We start from the raw sequence: 18857 nt of genomic DNA on the forward strand, positions 1-18857 counted from the left end.
CAATTAAATCTAGTTATTCTATCAGGATTTAACAACCAAAAGCTGATGGATATTAAACAAAATATCAACCGCTTCATAAATGTTTGCTACAAAGCTAAAATTAATAGAATTTCCAGTATTTTAGACTAGAATAAATATAATTACAATGCAGTTAAGCCAAGATCCTAACTATCCAACTGTTAAAGGCGATAAGGTTATTTTAAAGCAAATAGCTCTTTCTGACCTGGGGGATATTATGGAAATCTGTTATTATGATGGAGTTTTGCCATCTACCCAAATTGAAACCATTGAAACTCTCGAGAAAATATATAAGGATTATTTAAATGGGGAAGCAATTCATTGGGGAATTTATGATTCGCAAAGCATGCAAATTGTTGGTACTTGTGGTTATTATCGTGGATTCAAAGATAATGCTGGAGAACTGGGCTGTATTTTGCTTCCTGATTATTATGGCAAAGGATATATGACTCAGGCACTTCAGCAAGCCATTGATTATGGAAAATCTAACTTAAAGCTGAAGCGAATTTTTGCAATTACTAAACAGGATAATAAAAAGGCAATTGAATTATTGCAAAGGTTGAACTTCATAGAAATCCAAAATTTAGACGATAATTGCGTAGAATTTGATCTCAAATAATTGAAGGTAGCATCTTTTATCTTTCAAACTACTTGGAAGCCAGATACTCATCTTTTAGTAAGGAATATAAGGTTAAATCCAGGTATTTTTCATTGACATATTCCGCCTGCCTGAGAATCCCTTCTTTTTTAAAATTCAATTTTTGCGGAATAGCCTGACTTTTTAGATTGTCTACAGCTGCTTTTATCTCAATTCTATTCAATCCCAATTCCTCAAATCCATAGGTTATCAATCTTTTGCAGGATTTTACCACAATGCCTTTTCCATTCTTTTTCTGATCGATCCAATATCCTATTGCTCCTAATTTATTGTGCCTATTGAGATGATGTAACCCAATCCGACCTACCGCTTTCCCTTGATATATAATGGTAAAACTCGCCTCATAATGCTCCTGATTTTTAAAAATTGCATTTAGAATATACTCTCTAAAATCTGCTTCCTTAGCCATGTGGTCCACCCAAGGAAGAAATACCGATAAATAATCCCTATTGTTTTGAATGATTTCGAATAACTCAGAAACATACATGATGGAAGAGCCTTCCAAAACGATGTCCTCATCTACAATTAATTTCATTTTGTTTTTTTCTTTTCATAATTGGTGCCCAAACTATTCTATTGATGCTAGGTAGATAAACCGATCGATTATGAGTGGGAATCAAATTTATATTTTATTTTGCCCATAACCAACCTATTAAATCATAATTCTTGTCATAGGGCAAGTTTTTCCCCCGATTGATAGGCTAACTTTGATTAACACTAATAAATAAAAAATCATGGAAAGAGCAAAATCAGCACAATTGAATATTATTATCCCTGCCTATAGGATGCATACCCAGACGTTTATCAATGTATTGGATGGCGTCTCTGAAGAAGATTCCAAGAAAAGAGTTGAAGACCGCACAAACAATTTAATTTGGATGGCTGGAAATTATGTGAATGTACGTTATAGCATGGGGTCAATTTTGGGATTAAAAGAAGAAGATCCTTATCAAGACCTATTTTATATGGGAAAAACTCTAGATCCACAGAAAGAATACCCTTCTTTAAAGCAATTACTCGATAATTTTCATCACATTTCACCAAAAGTATATGAGGCATTATTGAATGCTGATGATAATCAACTCGCAGAAATCTTTGAAATCCATATGGATATTCCATTCATCAAAGAAGACAAATTGAACTTCATTGGTATGTGTATTGGAAGAGAGGATTACCTATGTGGTCAGATGGCCTTAATGCGCAGAATATTGGACTATCCTAGTATGAAATACGATGTAGATAATAGCATTGGATATTAGGAAATAGAAAAAATATTTAAAAATCATCAACCAGCCTCTAAAAGAATATTTTAGAGGCTAAATTTTTATAGGGTTATTTAGTGAATATTCCCGATTTAATATAGGTGTTCTTTTTGTTTTCCTAATAGTTTGATATCTGACTCATTAGAAGTTTAAACCAATGTTTAATATTAATATTTTGTTAAAAATATTTATTTACTAGCTAGTAGTAGCCTATTTTTTTATCAAACATCAATAATATTTTATTTTATTGAGAAAAGAAATTAAATTAGTGTGTACTTTCCGAAAGTGCCTGATTATTAGATTGAATAAGCCAATTATTTTTACATCATTTTTTATTTACAGTATAAACTCTAAGTTATGCAGCAATTAAATGAAAACCCGAATAATGAACTAGGTTCTTCAGTAAAATATTATTCAATATTTCTTCGAGTTAACCATTACAATCCTGCGGCTCTTTCTGACATGAAAATGTGGTATAGTTTATTGGCCAAGGTTCCTGTTCCGATTAGTGAATATAAGCTTTTGGAAGGTACTATGATAGGAAGCAAAGAGGTGTTAGATTGTCTTCAGTATTTTGCAAGTTTAATGAAATCTTCTGACCGATTATATTTTTATATTACAGCACATGGCGACCAACAACGCGCTGAAAATGATTCAGGTGAAATTGATAGAAAAGATGAAATCATTCTTTTGGATAATGGGGATAAACTTCTTGATAATGACCTCTTTGATTGCTTTTGCAAATTTGAAGAAGGAACTCAAATTATTTTTGTAGTTGATGCATGCTCGTCAGGTACAACTTATAAATTGAATAAAAAAAATGTACATAGAGAAACATTTTTTAAAAAATCAGAAACAAATAATTTTGACGGTCTTTCCGCAGAAATTATTTACTTAGGTGCTTCACTTGATGGTCGCTTAGCTCAATTAGACAATAGTGGATCTGTATTTACTAAAACTTTATTTCAATTCGTAAATACATCAAGTAATTTATCATTCCGGGATCTTTTCAAAAAAGTTTATAAAAAAATTAAGGATAATCAAGAACCTGTTTATACTGAGATAAGTAGAAGGGGAGTCAATCTTTCTTTCAATTTTGATGATGATAAAATCGCAGTACCTTTTAGGGACCAAGCCTCTTTCCCGAGATCCTAAATAATTAATCTCCAAATATTTACCCAAATTATTAATCATGAAAAATATCTTCCTTTCCTTAACGATGGTATTATTAGTAGGAAACCTTTTCGCCCAATCCTCTGTAAATAATTCTGAAATATTTATAGATACCATAACAACTTTCCAGTTGTATTCAGATGAAGATTTGAACCCCATTCAACTTTTTCCTAAAGCAACAGACCAAAATTATACGATGGGCTTTGGATTCGGTATTTCTAGTCTTAGATATAAATCTTGGTTTATTTTTGCTCCAGTTACAAAACTTGATAATTGGATTTTAGGGAAAAACACTACTCAAGGATTAAATACAATTGTACTGCCGCCATCAATTTCATTAAATGGGACCGCCTTCACTCCGGATGACCTTCGATCTACCGAGCCCATAACTAATGATCGACCCTACGCTTTTTTACTAGCGCTATCTACTAAAAGAGGGTATATCGACTCGGAAAGAGATATGGTATTCAGGTCAGAATTGAATATAGGAGCATTTGGTTTAAATATAGGGAAATGGGTGCAAACAAAAATTCATGAACATGCAAATGAAAATGATACAAAGCCTCCTTATACCCCACGTGGTTGGCATAATCAAATTGCTAATGGTTTTGCACCGGCATTCTTATATGCATTATCTCTTGGAAAAAGAGTCGTTGACTTACCGTCACAAAAACAAAATAGATCCTATTTCGATATGAAAATTGGTACAGGTGGTTCTGTGGGTTATTATACTCAGGTAAATGGTTTTGCCTCGTTAAGATTAGGATTATTAGATTCCAGGAACTGGATACAAGAATTCAATCCTTTAGGAAATATGAGCAAACGAATTACAGATAATAATTCTGGTAGACAATTAGGTGAAATATATGTATTCGCTTCTGCTCAACCTACTTTTATGGCCTATAATGCCATGCTAAATGGAACAATTTGGCGAAATTCAGTCCATACCTTGAATTGGAACCAAACTAATCATCTAATTCTTGAATGGACAACCGGAATAAGTGCTCATATTCCCTTTAAAAATACAAAAAGATCATTGGATGTCACTTGGGCCGTTAATGCCGGAAGAACATCAGAATTAAAAACTGAACTTGAACGAACCCACTATTGGGGAGGTGTTTATTTAGGGTATTCATGGTAAGTCGAATGGATTATGGAATGTATATTTATTTAATTTCTTTCTAAAACCTTTCTTCTGTTATTTCCTTATTTAGCATGGATCCAGCAAATGCTCCACTTGCAACGGCATTGGAAACTGAACGCATAGGACTGGTATTATCTCCGCAGGCATAAATGCCTTGCACAGTCGTTTGTTGAAAAGAATTTACCTCAATATAACCTTGTTCATTAATCTTACAGCCTAGTTTTTTAGGAATATCTGAATGTTGTACAAATGGAACTGAGGCGTATATAGCATCAAAATTTTCCCTTGTACCATCCTTGAAAATAATGTTTTCTAGATGTCCATTCTTATGTTGAATTTCCAAAATTTCCTTTTCAATTATAGAAATATTGTTCCTCCTTAGTTTTTCCAATGCATCTTTTTCAAAAGTAGCAGCACCATTACTAAGTATAAATAAATCATTGGTGAGATTATTCACCAATTGACTGATGTGAAATGCTTTATCTCCATTGATGAGAATGCCAGTTTTTTTACCCCTAAATTCATACCCATGACAATATGGGCAATGTATTACCGAGATTCCCCAACATTCAGCAAATCCTTTGATAGACGGAAAAATATCCTTGATTCCCGTGGCAAAGATTAGTTTATAGGCAAAAAATGAATGGTTACTTTGTGTCGTGATTTCAAATCCATCTTCAGTTTGGCGACCAGAGATCGCTAAATCTTTTTCAAAATTTACAGTCCCATATTTCAATACCTGTTCACGGGCTTTATCTGCTATGTCTTTTGGTGGAACCCCATCTTGTGTTATAAAATTATGGGAATGTGGGGTTTGACGATTGCAAGGTAGTCCATTATCAATGATTAACACATTTTTTAATGATCTTCCCAATGACATGGCTGCTGAAAGTCCTGCGTAACTGCCACCAATTATGATAACATCGTAATTTTTGCTATTCTTCATGATTCTTGTATTTTGTGGTAGAAAGTGAATTTTAGGGTGGGGTGCAATCAGCAACCCTAAAATTCCTTGCTTAATAATTTCTCTTCTAGTCATTAATTTTTGTAGATGCATTCGGAATAATCGCCTCAATTTCGATCTCAATCATCATTTCTGGAAGACCTAGTTCCTTTATTCCAATCCAACTACCTGTTGGAAAATGCTGCTTATAGATCTCATGACGATATGATGCATTTTGCTGTAATGCTGACATATTCGTAGTAAAAATATTCTCTACTATGACATCATCAAATGAACATCCATATTTGGTTAATACTTTTTCCAAACTTTGATAACAATTTTTCATTTGTTGTTGATAATCTCCTATTCCAAGTGGTTTCCCTTGATCATCAATACTGATTACTCCACCAACTTTGAGCAGATTACCAACTTTGACAGCCTGGGTGTAACCATACATCTTTTCTAGTTCAGGACGTAATTGATAATATTCTGGAGTGTCGGTTTGTTTAGAAATTTCAAACCGCTTTTCTACTTCTCTAGGATTTTGAGCACAACTGGAGATTAGAAAAATCAATAGCAATATCAAAAATGACACGCTAGAATTACTTAGAGGTTTAAATAGTTTGTTCATGTTAATATATGTTTCTACAAACTTAATAAATAAATTTATTAATGCGACTAAGTTGCAATATTTTATTGCGATTTATTTGCATTAACTTTGTAGGGCAATAATAATTTGAAATGAGACGTAGAAACACACCTTCCAAAGAAGCTGTATTGGAATTATTAATGAATAGTAAAAAAGCTCTAAGTCACGAAGCGATCGAGCAGAAGATTGATATTGATATCGATCGAGCAACCATCTATCGGGTTCTAAATAGATTTTGTGAGGATGGGCTTGTCCATAAGATCGTTGCCGAGGACGGAAAACAGTACTTTGCTGTTTGTATGAAGTGTGATGAAAATAGCTTCACAGACAATCATTTTCATTTTCGATGTACTAACTGCCAATCGATCGAATGTTTGCCTGAAGCAGTACAATTCTCCATTCAGGAGGGGTACGAGGTGAAAAGCGTAAATTGTGTTCTAACTGGCATTTGTAAGGAATGTTCGGAAAAAGAATAAATTGCTCTTTCCTTAATTGCCTTCTTATTGTATTTCTTTTAAGTGATTTTCTATCAATTCATGATTATCCTCTGAATATCCTCTAAATATTTCCAAGATTTTACCATCCTTGTCAAGAAGATAAGCCCTAGGAATAGCCTGAATTCTATATTTTATGGCTTCAGGAGAATACATGCCCTGTTGGTCAGAAACATTCGTCCAAGTAATCTGGTCTTCCTGACTCGCCTTTGTCCATGCATTAAAATTTGTATCTATACTAAAGGAATAGATTTCAAATCCTTTATCCTTATACTGATTATATAAGGTAATCAATTGCTTATTACTTAGCCTACATGGTCCACACCATGCAGCCCAAAAATCTAATAAAACCATCTTACCTCTCAAATCACTTAACTTCACTAATTTTCCATCTACGGTCTTACCCTCGATGTTAGGAGCTAAATCTCCAGTTTTGAGTAAAGTGGTCTTTAAAAAATCCTTTATAAAATTCCCCATGGAACCATTTTGTATTTTTTCTGGAAATCGATCATATGCCAGCTTAAGACTATCTTTTGAAAGGGTGTTTCTTAAAAAATAAACCTCTTCCATCAAAGGATAAGAGGGCTCCAGGGAAAAAATGTTTATTACCCTCACTCGATCGATAGAATCCCCAAATTGACTTAGCTTATTGATCAAAATCTTTTTCTTCTCCTTATCGCTTTCCGCTTCAATCTTTTCATATAACATACTATGCTTATCCCATAAGGGTGAAAGTTGATCTGAAATCTCTCTATTTAACTTATTAATTTCTGAATTTTCAACAATTAATTTATCAAAACTGGATCTATCTCCTTTAACTTTCCACGTACCTTTTTCAATCCACAAGGAAACATATGGGCCGTTTTCAGCTTGTAAGCGATAACTTGATGGTTCCAAAACCTCGCCTTTAATAGTCAGTTTCCCATCTTTCATCGTGCCGATATAACTATCATTAGTTTTCCCAAGACTAGAAAGATGAAATTTAGTATCATCAGGAAAACCTGTTATTTCAGCATTTATGGTAAAACTACCTTCTTGGCCCTTGACAGTGAAATATGTGAAAATCAGCAATAAAAGAGATAGATATTTCATTTAACAATTGGTTAGTGAATGGATGCTTTAAGTTAATAAAAATAGAATTGACTTTTTAATTCTATTTATGTTTTATAGTTATAACCTGATAGATTTTAGAAAATAATCATAAGAAAAGGCGAAACTTAATCTCAGTTTCGCCTGATTAGATATAATAATTAGTGAGGTTTGTTTTTAAAATTTAATGGTCGCAGTCAAATAAAAAGCTCTTGGAGGATTGGAAACTGTAGAATATAAAGCATTATTTTTTACAGCTTGATCATATTGCTCTTTCGTGAAACTATTATTCCCCGCCAAAGATTCTAAGATTCCACCTGGCCTAACCCAACTCATGACTGCATATTTGTTCAATAAATTATTAACATTCAGACTCAATTTGAACCTTTTGGTGATATCATATCCTGCACCAAAATCAAATTGTGAGAAAGCTGCTAAGGTAAATGCATTGACCACATTCGCCTGTCTTTTCCCTAGATATGACCAAGTAAGGAAACTATAGAATTTTCCATTGGTATAAGTAGGAGTGATGTTCATAATTATACGAGCATTATTGTCCGTTTCATTGCCTGAATATGAGATTTTTGTATCATCGCCTGGTCCTGGATCGTTGGCTACCCATTGCTCCAAGTTATTGATTTTGGATTTTTGTAAAGTTAATATTCCTCGGACGCTCAAGGATTTATATACCTGCCAATCTGCTTCAACCTCAACCCCTAGGGTACTATATTTTCCGTAAAGCATCTCAGGAACATAGAATCCTCCACCTTCTGCTTGGAAAAATTGAGAATTTGGAACCCCACTTAACACACTGTAAAAGGGAGTGACAAATAAATTTAATTGATCAGTTCTTGCCTTTAACCCTAATTCTACCTGTTGTGTGGTTCTTTGCTGTGGATTTAACAATCCAATGGTTTCCTCACGGTTTGCTGCAAAGTAAATATCCAAATCTGGTGCTTTCTTACCTTGAGAATATCGACCATATAAAGCTAAATTTTCATTGAACTTATAGTTCAGTGCTCCGGAAAATGAAAAACTGTGCAGGGTTTTATTGAAGTCTACGGAAGATATTCTATCAACCGTATTATTGTCATAGAAAGTTTTAGGATCTCCATCGACTCCTCCTTGTACACCTGTTTTCATATATACGCGATCATTATTACCTTTTACATTCATGTTTTCATATCGGACGCCCCAATCGAATGTTAAATTCGGATTGATATTCCAGGAATGACCGAAAAATAAAGCCGCTAACCTCTGTTTTGCGTGAAAGGTTAAGGAAGCTCCATTATCCCCATTCGCCTGCGCAATCCCATCCGAATTTGTCACCTGATGTAGACCCGTTGTCCCCCCCAGTGTTCCGCCCGTAAAATCCAATGTCAAGTACTGAGGACGGTTTTCAATGGTACTGATTGCAACACCATCAATACCTGAATAACGCTCAACATTGGTGTGACCAAAATATCCACCAATGGTAAAGTTCATGGTAGCTGTCTATTTCTGAAAACTGAATTGATCGATAAACTCCTTTACATCGTTGTGGTAGGCCCCAAACGTGGTCATGAATACTCCATTTGCCAATAAATCCTGACCCGGTAGGTCATTTTTGCTGACCGTATAATTAGGCATTCCACCCGGTCCTAAGGCAGAAGCCACTTGCATCATTTCTTCTCCTGTCTTCGCATTTTTAAAAGAATAAGAACCAATGCCTAGACCTGTCATCCCGGATAACAAGAAATAGGAGGTGATATCCGTGGCACTCATTGTGGTTACTGAACCCGGTGTATTGTATAAAATATTGTTTTTGGCATATCTAGCCGCATTGGTAAAGGTCCAATCGTTGCCTAACTGATGCTCCCAATTCATGGCAACTGAACGATATTTGCTGTGAACCAGGTTCCTTGGATTGAACTTCATTGAGCCTCCATAAACAAAGTCCTGAGAAGAATAATCCAGCTCTGGCATCAGAACACTGGAATAAATATTAAAACCATTTGCAGGCTCGGGATTGTCAAAGCCGTGGGTCGGAATGAATTGTGCATAACCATTTTTATCATTCAAGTATTTTACAAATACTTTTAATGTACCCTTGGAATATTTCTTCATCAGATTTCCTTTCGCCTGTCCGCCATTGTTCATGGCATATCCTGGATATCGTCCACTTTGATCATATCTGTAAAAACCGCCAATATTGTAATACCAGTTATTTCCCAATGGACCCCCATAGGAAATATCAGCCCTTGAATAACTATGTCCATCACGATCCAAGAGTCCATATTTTAAGCGAACTTCTCCTTCCTTAGTATCTGATCCAGTTTTTGAAACATAATTAAAAATCCCTCCAGGAGCATTTGCCGCTGTTATGGATGCTGTACCACCACGTACAGCCTCTAAACGGTATAAAGTCGCATCCGGACGTAAGAAAAAGTCCGGACCATAGTTGAAGTAGGTGGCATTCGTAATAGGAATTCCGTCCTCTTGCATGGAAACATACTCATATCCAAAACTTCCATCTTGCGTTCCTACGGTTATCCCACGGCTAGCCACCGAGTTTCTGATTTCACCCAATGAAGAATTTACAAAAACTCCAGGAACATTCTTTAATAAATCCGCCGCAGAAGTGCTCGCTAATTTCTCCATCTGACTCGCATTTAAGGTGGAAATCGCAACTGAAGCGTCCATTCGCTTTCGCTTGTCAAAGGTCCCAGTCACAAAAACCTGATCCATGGTATTGCTGGATGGTAATAATATTACAGTGAGGAACTGCCCAGCACTTGCTTTCAGTTCTTGATTTTGATATCCTAGAAAACTAATCTGCAAGGTTAGTTCCTGAGATTCTACATTAAGAATTTCAAATGTTCCATCTGTAGCCGACGGAACGCTGCGATTGCTGTTTTTGATTCTGATGGTTGCTCCCGAAATAGGAATTCCTTGCTCATCTTGAATCTTTCCCAAGATGTTATTTCCTTGGGCCCAAGTAATCTCTATGTTGAACAGCATAAGCATAGCAAGGGCTAGACAGCCAATAAAGGGTATCTTAATTTTCATGTTTTTAGAATTTAAAGGTTCTTATCTTAAGCGCAGAATTATTGGCTTGTTAAATATCTAATCCTGTGATTTTGCCAATGACTTTTTATTTAGGGAATGATCTAAATAGTAATATGTTTTGAGAAAATGGTATAATTCTGGGAACACTCTTTCTGGTAACATCCCATGCGGATAACCTGGGAAATTATGTAATTCAACAGGAACTCCAGCTTCAATTAACTTGATCCCAATATCCAATCCCGCATCTCTTAATGGGTCTACACCACATGTTGCCAAGTAGGTTGCTGGTAAATTTCTATAATCCTCAATTTCCCCTAAAATGGCGTTTTTCGGCAAATTGTTTTTATAATTTTCTCCAAAGTAATAGGATAATAAAATAGGGATATCTGCACCCTTCACCCCAGGGATTTCCCATAATTCACGCATTGAAACAGAAGTGGTATCGATATTTCCCGGAGGAAAAAATAGGGCTTGTAATTTTATTTCAGGACCTTTCTTCTCGCGATTCATCAAGACCAAGCTTCCAGCAATTCCTGCACCTGCACTACCACCTCCAACACCTACTAAAGATGGGTCTGCATTGAGTTGCGGAGCATTTTTGATGCTCCATAAAAATGAAGCATAGGCATCATGAACTGCAGCCGGATACTTATGCTCTGGTGCAAATCTATAATCTACCGAAATAACCAAAACATTTGACCGAACCGCAATACTGGCGCAATTCTGATGGTCCCAGTTTAAACTACCATAAACATAGCCTCCACCATGGAACCATAAAAATATGGGCGTCTTTTCTGAAGTTTTTGGCTTATAAATCCTGATCGGAATCTCAGGGTCGCCAGCATTCAAACCTGGGATCTTTTTATAGATGATATCAACGCTATCCGCATTGCTAATTTTAGGGATTTCCAATTTCCCCTGCTTCTCTCTTTCTTCCTTAATATGCTTTAAATTAACCTCCGTAACTGGCATGAAAGCAAGTGGCGAAAATTGCGGCAGCAAACGCTTGCTAACCTCTTCTTTGCTTAAGATTTTTATGTCTTTATGTTCCTGAGCCTGTAACAGGTAGGGGAAAATAAAGGTCAGGCAATAAATAAGTATATTTTTCATTTGTAAAGAGGTTGATTATTGACCATATTGTTTTACCCATTTGACAACTTCGGAATAGACTAACTTTCGGATGCTGCTATCTTTAAGGTTCAGATCATGACCTGCGCCTTGAATAGGAATGAATTTATTCTTGACCTTCTTGTCCTCCAAAGCTTTTTCTAGGATTTGAGCTTGGATAAACGGTACGACTTTATCATCCGTACCATGTACAATTAGTATTGGAATAGGTTTTACAAATCTGACCGGACTAGCTGAAATGAATTCCGGGTCGATATCCTTATTTTTATCATAATCTTTACCCGTCATCTTTACCAAAACCTCCTTAAGACCAGCTTTTTCAACAAAGCCCATCATTTCTTTGCTCGTAAAATCCACAGGTCCGCAAAATTCAGTTATAGCATTGATTTTTTTGTCTGTAGTGTAACTATATAACATGGCTAAATGCGCACCTGAACTGACTCCAGACATCACAAAACCATTCTTGCGGACATTCCAGTTATCAGCTTGGGAAATACAATAATTCAATGCAGCATCTACATCAGCAAGCATTTCCTTATAATGGACATTCTCATGGTTTGCATATCGATGGTTGATACTTGCAACTGATATCCCATTAGTATATAGCGTATCCATAAAATCCTGAACATTTTCTTTGTTTGCTATCGTCCAAGCTCCGCCATGAATTAGCAAAACAAATGGAGTCTCTTTGTTGCGGTTGGCTGGTAATTTCACATCCATGATGTTCCTCGCATCTGTTCCGTAGGCAACATCTTTCAGTAAAATCGATTCCGAACTACTAACAGACTTTTGAGATGAACAACCACTCAATAATAATATTAAGCTGAGAAAATAAATTGACCATTTCATATTTTTAGAGATTAAGGTTTTATAATTAATTTATATACTGCCCTGTTCCAGTTAATGCTAATCCAATTCAAATCCTTTCATGAAAATTATCGCTTTTTCATTTGGAAATCGTCTTATAGAATCTTCAAAAATGATGGAAAGATTAACATAAGCTATTATTGGTTATACCAATTGCTAAGAATTGGCTCAAAATTTATTTAAAGTTATGCTTGCATAATAAAAAACTCATATCGAAACAGGAGCTTTTTGATACGAAACAGGAATATTTCATTGTTTCATTCGATCCTGCAATGGACTAAGCCCGAAAAATCGCCTATAAAGGTTTGCATAATGGCCTCGATTATTATAACCATAGAGATGACAAATCTCCGAAATAGGAAGGTCCGTATGAATTATCATGTGTCGAGATTGTTCTAATTTTTCTTTAATCAAGTATTGATGAATGGACAGACCATACATCTTTTTGAAATTTTTCTTGAGGTCAAATTCATTGATACCTACCTTCCTACAGATTTCCTTGATGGTTATGGTTTGTTGAAGGTTTTCATGAATTATATCCCTTGCATTCTGTACGATGGCTCTCGTTTTATCCGACAACTTTTCAAAATGCTGATCAATTTCAAAAGTTTTTTGAAATTCAAGCCAGTAAAATAGAAATTCCAACATCTTACTTTCCAATAACATGCTCTTTTCGAGATCCATGGGTGAAATCTGAATAATCTGGTTTTGTAGATTTTGAATATTGGGATGCTCACAGAAGATTCTAAAGCATTCGGAAACATGCTGGTTCTTAATTGAAAAATACTTCTCAGGTATAAAGAATCGAAAACCATCTACCTCCGTAATATCCCACTCAAACTGCTTGTCGCCTTGTATACTAGCAGATCTTAATTGTCCTGGTTTATCTATCCTAAGGTCGACCATTCCCTTTTCTCCAACCGGATCATTGGAAATAAAATGGGTGCTTTCCTTGAAATTCCACTTCCCCCGTATAAAATGAAAATCATTCCGAATAAAAAGTAGGAGACCACCACTCGCTATTTCATCTGGTGTAACAATCTGTACTGAATTCCAAGCCGAATTTTCAATGAAATTATAATTCTGCGTTAGGGAATTTAAATAGGCTCTTGGATTAATATAAGGTATATTCAATTCCATAATCAGTATTTCTAAATTAATAACCAGTATAGCGAATTGTTAATACCTAATATAGAGCTAATTAGCGGATTAAACAAATTTCTTATAGATTTATATATTATCAAATTTATGACTAAAACATCAATAAATTTGTCGTTCTTATCAATTGAAGCTTAAGTATGACAAGCTGCAATACTTCAATTCGGTTTGACGAAATATTCTACTTGAATTATATAAAAAATTGTTTGTCAGTTAGTAAAAGGATTGAATAAAAAAAATTAGATTTACTCTTAAATTTGATAGGCTATCATATTTTAATAAATGTAATTAACCAATTTCATTGAATGAGAAATCTATATTATTTTTTCCTAATGCTATTATTATTTTCAAGTTGTTCGAACCCTACTCAACATAATGATCCAATTCCAGTTCATGAAACTTTTACCATTAAATCCGCTCAAGTAAATGAGGATAGGACGATAAATGTGTGGACTCCCGAAAATTATAAGACTAGTACGGACTCCTTGGAAGTTATGTATATGCCAGATGGCGGAATTAAAGAAGATTTTCCACATATTGCTAATACTTTAGCAAAGCTAGTTGAAGAAGGCAAGATAGATCCTTTGATTCTTGTGGGGATAGAAAATACTGAAAGAAGAAGAGACTTAACTGGCCCTACTGAAGTGGCAAAAGATAAAGAAATTGCCCCTGTAGTAGGAGGTTCTGCAAAATTCAGAGCTTTTATCAAAGAGGAACTTATCCCTGAAATCAACAAACGATACCGGACAACTCATCGAAAAACTATCATTGGCGAATCCTTGGCTGGGCTCTTTGTAATGGAAACATTCTTTCTAGATCCAGATATGTTTGAGAATTACATTGCCTTTGACCCTTCACTATGGTGGAACAATTCCAGTTTGCTGAATTCTGCCAAAGAACATCTGGCAAAATTACCATCTGATCATAAGGCACTTTGGTTCGCCGGATCCAATGCTACGGATATCTCAAATAATACGCACAAACTAGCGGAAATTCTAGAGAATACCGATACCCCAAATTTAGACTGGGGATTTGCCCCTGAACCAAACGAGGAACACTCTACCATTTTCAGAGCAAAAAAAGAACAAGCTATTCTTTGGACCTTGGAAAAATTATAGGCTCCTATTATTGCAACTCTCATAAATTAATTAACTGACTATTTATTCCTAATATGTTGATAACTAGATTGTTTTTAATATTAATTATTTGAATTATTTTTTGAAATAAATACCAATTAAATGAAACTAACCAATTTAATATTAGCAATCTGTTTAATTATTTTGACCTCATGCATTTCAAAACAACTAGTCGTTCATTATAAGGATACTTTTCAATTAGATAATCTCCATTTAAAAACTGTTATCAAAAATGAAAGTAGATCAAAAGATATTACTCCAAAACATAAATTTGGATTAGGAAAAGATTTATATCCCAATAAAAAGAATTATGTTTTGGGGATACCTCAGATTTATGAAATTTACGATAAGCCAATTTTTAATCTTAAAACTAACTATTTCTATTCGGAAAAAGACAGTTTGGTAAAAGTAATACTATACGAATGGATCGTTGTCAAACATAAGAAAGATGACTTTTTTGAAGATGAAAATTATGAGAAAAATGCTGATTTTTTTCAATTAAAATTTGATTCATTAGCTAATTTTCTTTATCGAGAATTCGGAAATCCTATCGTAAAAAATATTGAACACATTACTGACAGTGACAAGACTTATAGAGATGATTTAAAATTTAAAAGAGCAGATGGACTCAATGCATATTTATTTATGTTTAAAAGGAATATTAATGGTTATAGAGAGATAAGACTTGTTGTATATAAAGATTAGCTTATTGAAGAATCAAAAAAATAAAATTTTATATATTAGATGTTTAGGCGAGATACATCAATTTTTTTATAAACTAGCTACTCTTCAAAAATCATTTAACTTTCCATTAATTACAACCATTTTATGAAAAAGTTAATTCCATTTTTATACCTGTTTTTTATCATAAATCATTTAAGTGCCCAGGATTTGGAACAAATATTTAAACCACTGCTTAGTGCAAAAAATATTAGTTATACAGACCATATATTACAAAAAGATCTTTTTAGTGATCAGCTGTTTCGAGATACTGCAATTGCTTACTTTGATTACACAGAAGAGGATACCCTTATTAAGGTCCAAACTGCAAAATATGAAACCTGGAGAGATCCTAATAAGTTGGTATTAATTGATAAAAATGATAGTACCTACAGACTTAAGAATGCAAATGAATTTGCAGGATTAATTTATAATTCTTTCAATGAAAGGTTACAGCGTTTCTTTAAGGAGAATCCCAAAAGTAAATTCCTTTTACCTCAAAAAGATACCATAGTTAATGACATTCCATATCTATATTATAAATATGTTTCTCTTGATTCCATTGAACATGGGAAAAGGGTTTACACTGGATTGGTTTTATTAGTGGATAAAAAAAATCATATTCCAGCTTATTTGAGAGTAGAAAATGAAGGGTTTATTGACGAGTCAGAAACCCATATTGTATTTTTTGAAGAACATTGGATTACAAATCTGAAATTGGACGATGTTAACTTCTTGGATATTTCAGATATGCGGATTCCTGAACATATTAAGCTGGAAGTTCCGCGCAAAATTATTCCCTTGTTAGAGAAAGGAACTGATTCACCAGTTCTAGGATTTAGAAATGAGGATGGAAAGGAAGTGAGGTTGTCGGACTTTCATGGGAATACAGTTTTGCTAAATATTACTTGGGTTGGTTGTCCACATTGTATGCAATCTATTCCAATGTTAAACATGCTTAAGGAACAGTTTACAAATAAGAATTTGAAAATTATTTCATTATATCCATTGGACAATAAGGAAAAAGTCCTCAAAATGAACCAAAGTTTTGCTGTCAATTATGGATTCTTCTTAAATAATGAGAATACAAAGGGCAATTTGGATAAATTTAATATTAATGGATATCCAACCTTTTACTTGATTGATAAAAAGGGAAAAATTATCAAAGGATGGTCTGGCTATAGTAAGAAAATATCAAATGAAATACTTGCCTCCATACAATCATCAATTCATTAGATCATGAAAATGTAGAATGATTCAATACAATTTTATGAATAATCCCCTTCCACTGTTTCTTGGAATAATATTTATTTTGTTTTCATGCGAAAACAAAGTTGAAAAATCGGCTAAAAGCCCCAATAATATCAGTGAAAATGAACAAGTCCAAGCTGATAACGCACAACAGAACAATGATATAAAACCAGGAAATCAATCCCTTCAAATTGATACCCCATCAACTGAAACGGTTGAAGAATTCTACAAAGCTATATTCGATAAGGATGCTAAAAAAGTTGAACTAATGTTGGAAACAGAATTCCCTGCTAGTTATGCTCCTAAAAATAAAATTCCCCCATTACAGGCTGTAATCTGGACTTTCGATAATGTACAATTAGTAAAGTTGTTAGTTGAAGGAGGTGCGAATATTCATGACAAAGATTTTTCAGCAGTATTGACTGCATCCGAATATGGCCGACTGGAGATCTTGAAGTATTTGATTGAAATTGGATGTGATATCAAAAATAATGAAGCTTTCAATAAGGCAGGATTTTATCAGTTTTATGAAGGAGCAAAATTACTCTTGCAAAAAGGAGCCAATCAAGAATTGGGTGATGTAAGAGGAAAAATTTGGGTATTCGAAAAGGCAGTAATTAAATCTGATTATGAAGTGTTAGATTTATTAAACCTCTCAAAGGATGAACTCAATTATTCGAATTGTAATGGTGAAACTGCCTTGATTATTGCTGTAAGGCAAAATAATTTAAAAATGGTAAAATATCTCATTGGTAAAAATGTAGATAAAAATAAACCTGAAACCTTCGATTGTGGAGATGATATTTCATTTGGGAAAACAGCGCTGGAATTGGCAAGAGAACATAAGTTTACAGATATTATTCCTTTATTAGAATAATGGCTATATTATTTCTAATACATTTTAAATAGACATTATTTCGAATCCTGCTCAAAATAATAAATCATAATTTCAGCTCACAGTTTTGATAAGAAATGAACCTTTATAATGAACAATTCAATCAGAACTTAAAATTAAAAGATAATTTCTTGTTAAATCTTGATTGAAATTAAATATATTTAGCATAAGAACATATACATCTTATATTTTGAGAACAACTCTTAAATTTATAGTAGCTTAATATTAGCCTCAAAAACCACAGGCTGATAATTCTTTCGTTGGGGTAATTCTGCCCTAACCGGTTTTTCATTTCATCATATCATTCATTCGTAGCCTTGCATTATTGAGCAATCTCATAGTGTGTTTTTGTATGATTCAATAAACTCATCCATTCCAAGCTGCCTACGATCATTCTGAATGATATCGAAAAATTCACTAAAGAATTTATTAAGCGAGATTATAAATAATGATTAAGGAAAGTACATGGAGGATAAAAGTTCTTAATCCTCCACATTTAAATAAACAATGCAACCGTTGCAAAAACCATAAATTTTATTGCAGTGAGAAGTTCAGAATGAATGCTCAAAAAAAGAACATAGATATCTGGTTAATTTACAGATGTTCAAGCTGTGATAATACCTTCAATATGACCATCTTGTCCAGAACTAAATCAGATCTAATAGACAAAGGTTTGTTCGATAAATTTTCTAAGAATGATAAAGAAACAGCGTGGGAATATGCCTTTTCATCAGAAATTGGAAAGAAAAATAATGTCGAAATTGACTTTGGCAGTGTTGAATATCAGATAAAATACAATGCCGATCCACTAGAGGATTTATTAAAGTCTGACTATATTTCAATAGTCTTTCGAATTGATTATCCTTTTAATTTTCAAATTAAAACATCGTCCATCATTAAGACCTGTCTAAACCTTTCAACAAGTCAACTGAATAAATTGATTGAAGCAAAAGTTATATGTGTTCAAGATAGCCCTCTTCTGAGGAAATATAAGGTAAGAAATGGAGATGTCGTCCAGATCAATATAAAGAGATTTCGAGAGATTTATGGTTTGTGGGACAACAAATAAAAAAGTGCTTAAAAACTTTTTAATCATACCCTGAGTTCTTTATTGCCAATTTTGACAAGCTCTCTCTTTCGAATATATCGGATCACAAAAAAAGCTTCAATCATTGAAGCTTTTTTTGTGATCTTTTTTTGTCAATAGTCAAATTCCAGCAACTT

General features: G+C 34.0%; 19 protein-coding genes. 10 read left to right on the forward strand and 9 right to left on the reverse strand.

Annotated elements, in window-relative coordinates:
• Window positions 1-145 precede the first annotated feature (145 nt).
• Window positions 146-637: a GNAT family N-acetyltransferase gene (locus ACF3OC_RS07130; protein WP_094282450.1), complete on the forward strand. Its 492-nt coding sequence runs from the start codon at window positions 146-148 to the stop codon at window positions 635-637.
• A gap of 28 nt (window positions 638-665) precedes the next feature.
• Here the strand turns inward: ACF3OC_RS07130 and ACF3OC_RS07135 are convergent, their stop codons facing one another.
• Complete coding sequence (locus ACF3OC_RS07135; RefSeq protein WP_094282451.1) at window positions 666-1211, reverse strand: GNAT family N-acetyltransferase; 546 nt, start codon at window positions 1209-1211, stop codon at window positions 666-668.
• 199 nt (window positions 1212-1410) lie between these two features.
• Here ACF3OC_RS07135 and ACF3OC_RS07140 point away from each other — a divergent pair, with 199 nt between their 5' ends.
• From ACF3OC_RS07140 to ACF3OC_RS07150, 3 genes are all read left to right on the forward strand, one after another.
• Window positions 1411-1935, forward strand: coding sequence for a hypothetical protein (locus tag ACF3OC_RS07140; RefSeq protein WP_094256963.1), 525 nt, complete (start codon window positions 1411-1413; stop codon window positions 1933-1935).
• Between the two features lie 360 nt (window positions 1936-2295).
• Entirely contained in the window at window positions 2296-3093 is a 798-nt protein-coding gene (locus tag ACF3OC_RS07145; protein ID WP_094282714.1) for a caspase family protein, read from the forward strand.
• 37 nt (window positions 3094-3130) lie between these two features.
• Entirely contained in the window at window positions 3131-4252 is a 1122-nt protein-coding gene (locus ACF3OC_RS07150) for a lipid A-modifier LpxR family protein (protein WP_094282713.1), read from the forward strand.
• A gap of 40 nt (window positions 4253-4292) precedes the next feature.
• On the opposite strand, the gene ACF3OC_RS07155 is transcribed toward ACF3OC_RS07150, so the two are convergent.
• Window positions 4293-5201: an NAD(P)/FAD-dependent oxidoreductase gene (locus tag ACF3OC_RS07155; RefSeq protein WP_094282715.1), complete on the reverse strand. Its 909-nt coding sequence runs from the start codon at window positions 5199-5201 to the stop codon at window positions 4293-4295.
• Window positions 5202-5286: 85 nt separating this feature from the next.
• Window positions 5287-5829, reverse strand: a complete 543-nt coding sequence (locus ACF3OC_RS07160; RefSeq protein WP_094282712.1) for a RidA family protein — start codon at window positions 5827-5829, stop codon at window positions 5287-5289.
• 110 nt (window positions 5830-5939) lie between these two features.
• Here ACF3OC_RS07160 and ACF3OC_RS07165 point away from each other — a divergent pair, with 110 nt between their 5' ends.
• Window positions 5940-6323, forward strand: coding sequence for a Fur family transcriptional regulator (locus ACF3OC_RS07165; RefSeq protein ID WP_094282711.1), 384 nt, complete (start codon window positions 5940-5942; stop codon window positions 6321-6323).
• Window positions 6324-6347: 24 nt separating this feature from the next.
• Here the strand turns inward: ACF3OC_RS07165 and ACF3OC_RS07170 are convergent, their stop codons facing one another.
• From ACF3OC_RS07170 to ACF3OC_RS07195, 6 genes are all read right to left on the reverse strand, one after another.
• On the reverse strand, window positions 6348-7433 hold the full coding sequence (locus ACF3OC_RS07170) for a TlpA disulfide reductase family protein (protein WP_094282710.1): 1086 nt from the start codon (window positions 7431-7433) through the stop codon (window positions 6348-6350).
• 174 nt (window positions 7434-7607) lie between these two features.
• Window positions 7608-8915: a TonB-dependent receptor domain-containing protein gene (locus ACF3OC_RS07175; protein ID WP_392471204.1), complete on the reverse strand. Its 1308-nt coding sequence runs from the start codon at window positions 8913-8915 to the stop codon at window positions 7608-7610.
• 9 nt (window positions 8916-8924) lie between these two features.
• On the reverse strand, window positions 8925-10478 hold the full coding sequence (locus tag ACF3OC_RS07180) for a TonB-dependent receptor plug domain-containing protein (RefSeq protein ID WP_392471207.1): 1554 nt from the start codon (window positions 10476-10478) through the stop codon (window positions 8925-8927).
• A 57-nt stretch (window positions 10479-10535) separates the two neighbouring features.
• Complete coding sequence (locus ACF3OC_RS07185; RefSeq protein ID WP_094282708.1) at window positions 10536-11588, reverse strand: alpha/beta hydrolase; 1053 nt, start codon at window positions 11586-11588, stop codon at window positions 10536-10538.
• 15 nt (window positions 11589-11603) lie between these two features.
• Window positions 11604-12455, reverse strand: coding sequence for an alpha/beta hydrolase (locus tag ACF3OC_RS07190; protein ID WP_094282707.1), 852 nt, complete (start codon window positions 12453-12455; stop codon window positions 11604-11606).
• 267 nt (window positions 12456-12722) lie between these two features.
• Entirely contained in the window at window positions 12723-13613 is an 891-nt protein-coding gene (locus ACF3OC_RS07195) for an AraC family transcriptional regulator (protein WP_094282706.1), read from the reverse strand.
• Window positions 13614-13963: 350 nt separating this feature from the next.
• Here ACF3OC_RS07195 and ACF3OC_RS07200 point away from each other — a divergent pair, with 350 nt between their 5' ends.
• From ACF3OC_RS07200 to ACF3OC_RS07220, 5 genes are all read left to right on the forward strand, one after another.
• On the forward strand, window positions 13964-14749 hold the full coding sequence (locus tag ACF3OC_RS07200; protein WP_392471210.1) for an alpha/beta hydrolase: 786 nt from the start codon (window positions 13964-13966) through the stop codon (window positions 14747-14749).
• A 120-nt stretch (window positions 14750-14869) separates the two neighbouring features.
• Window positions 14870-15472 carry a hypothetical protein gene (locus ACF3OC_RS07205; protein WP_392471213.1) on the forward strand — a complete coding sequence of 201 codons (603 nt, stop codon included), beginning with the start codon at window positions 14870-14872 and terminating at the stop codon, window positions 15470-15472.
• A gap of 123 nt (window positions 15473-15595) precedes the next feature.
• Complete coding sequence (locus ACF3OC_RS07210; RefSeq protein ID WP_392471215.1) at window positions 15596-16723, forward strand: TlpA family protein disulfide reductase; 1128 nt, start codon at window positions 15596-15598, stop codon at window positions 16721-16723.
• 34 nt (window positions 16724-16757) lie between these two features.
• A complete protein-coding gene (locus tag ACF3OC_RS07215; RefSeq protein ID WP_392471218.1) occupies window positions 16758-17615 on the forward strand; it encodes an ankyrin repeat domain-containing protein in 858 nt (285 codons plus the stop codon).
• A gap of 574 nt (window positions 17616-18189) precedes the next feature.
• Window positions 18190-18702, forward strand: a complete 513-nt coding sequence (locus tag ACF3OC_RS07220) for a DUF1062 domain-containing protein (protein ID WP_218823981.1) — start codon at window positions 18190-18192, stop codon at window positions 18700-18702.
• Window positions 18703-18857 lie beyond the last annotated feature (155 nt).

The sequence above is a fragment of the Sphingobacterium cellulitidis genome, assembly GCF_043187465.1.
Lineage (GTDB): Bacteria > Bacteroidota > Bacteroidia > Sphingobacteriales > Sphingobacteriaceae > Sphingobacterium > Sphingobacterium cellulitidis.

What these genes read in the sequence shown, in the direction of transcription:
- ACF3OC_RS07130 (WP_094282450.1), top strand. Translation starts at nt 146, where the DNA reads ATGCAGTTAAGCCAAGATCCTAACTATCCAACTGTTAAAGGCGATAAG.
- ACF3OC_RS07135 (WP_094282451.1), bottom strand. Translation starts at nt 1,211, where the DNA reads ATGAAATTAATTGTAGATGAGGACATCGTTTTGGAAGGCTCTTCCATC.
- ACF3OC_RS07140 (WP_094256963.1), top strand. Translation starts at nt 1,411, where the DNA reads ATGGAAAGAGCAAAATCAGCACAATTGAATATTATTATCCCTGCCTAT.
- ACF3OC_RS07145 (WP_094282714.1), top strand. Translation starts at nt 2,296, where the DNA reads ATGCAGCAATTAAATGAAAACCCGAATAATGAACTAGGTTCTTCAGTA.
- ACF3OC_RS07150 (WP_094282713.1), top strand. Translation starts at nt 3,131, where the DNA reads ATGAAAAATATCTTCCTTTCCTTAACGATGGTATTATTAGTAGGAAAC.
- ACF3OC_RS07155 (WP_094282715.1), bottom strand. Translation starts at nt 5,201, where the DNA reads ATGAAGAATAGCAAAAATTACGATGTTATCATAATTGGTGGCAGTTAC.
- ACF3OC_RS07160 (WP_094282712.1), bottom strand. Translation starts at nt 5,829, where the DNA reads ATGAACAAACTATTTAAACCTCTAAGTAATTCTAGCGTGTCATTTTTG.
- ACF3OC_RS07165 (WP_094282711.1), top strand. Translation starts at nt 5,940, where the DNA reads ATGAGACGTAGAAACACACCTTCCAAAGAAGCTGTATTGGAATTATTA.
- ACF3OC_RS07170 (WP_094282710.1), bottom strand. Translation starts at nt 7,433, where the DNA reads ATGAAATATCTATCTCTTTTATTGCTGATTTTCACATATTTCACTGTC.
- ACF3OC_RS07175 (WP_392471204.1), bottom strand. Translation starts at nt 8,915, where the DNA reads ATGAACTTTACCATTGGTGGATATTTTGGTCACACCAATGTTGAGCGT.
- ACF3OC_RS07180 (WP_392471207.1), bottom strand. Translation starts at nt 10,478, where the DNA reads ATGAAAATTAAGATACCCTTTATTGGCTGTCTAGCCCTTGCTATGCTT.
- ACF3OC_RS07185 (WP_094282708.1), bottom strand. Translation starts at nt 11,588, where the DNA reads ATGAAAAATATACTTATTTATTGCCTGACCTTTATTTTCCCCTACCTG.
- ACF3OC_RS07190 (WP_094282707.1), bottom strand. Translation starts at nt 12,455, where the DNA reads ATGAAATGGTCAATTTATTTTCTCAGCTTAATATTATTATTGAGTGGT.
- ACF3OC_RS07195 (WP_094282706.1), bottom strand. Translation starts at nt 13,613, where the DNA reads ATGGAATTGAATATACCTTATATTAATCCAAGAGCCTATTTAAATTCC.
- ACF3OC_RS07200 (WP_392471210.1), top strand. Translation starts at nt 13,964, where the DNA reads ATGCTATTATTATTTTCAAGTTGTTCGAACCCTACTCAACATAATGAT.
- ACF3OC_RS07205 (WP_392471213.1), top strand. Translation starts at nt 14,870, where the DNA reads ATGAAACTAACCAATTTAATATTAGCAATCTGTTTAATTATTTTGACC.
- ACF3OC_RS07210 (WP_392471215.1), top strand. Translation starts at nt 15,596, where the DNA reads ATGAAAAAGTTAATTCCATTTTTATACCTGTTTTTTATCATAAATCAT.
- ACF3OC_RS07215 (WP_392471218.1), top strand. Translation starts at nt 16,758, where the DNA reads ATGAATAATCCCCTTCCACTGTTTCTTGGAATAATATTTATTTTGTTT.
- ACF3OC_RS07220 (WP_218823981.1), top strand. Translation starts at nt 18,190, where the DNA reads ATGAATGCTCAAAAAAAGAACATAGATATCTGGTTAATTTACAGATGT.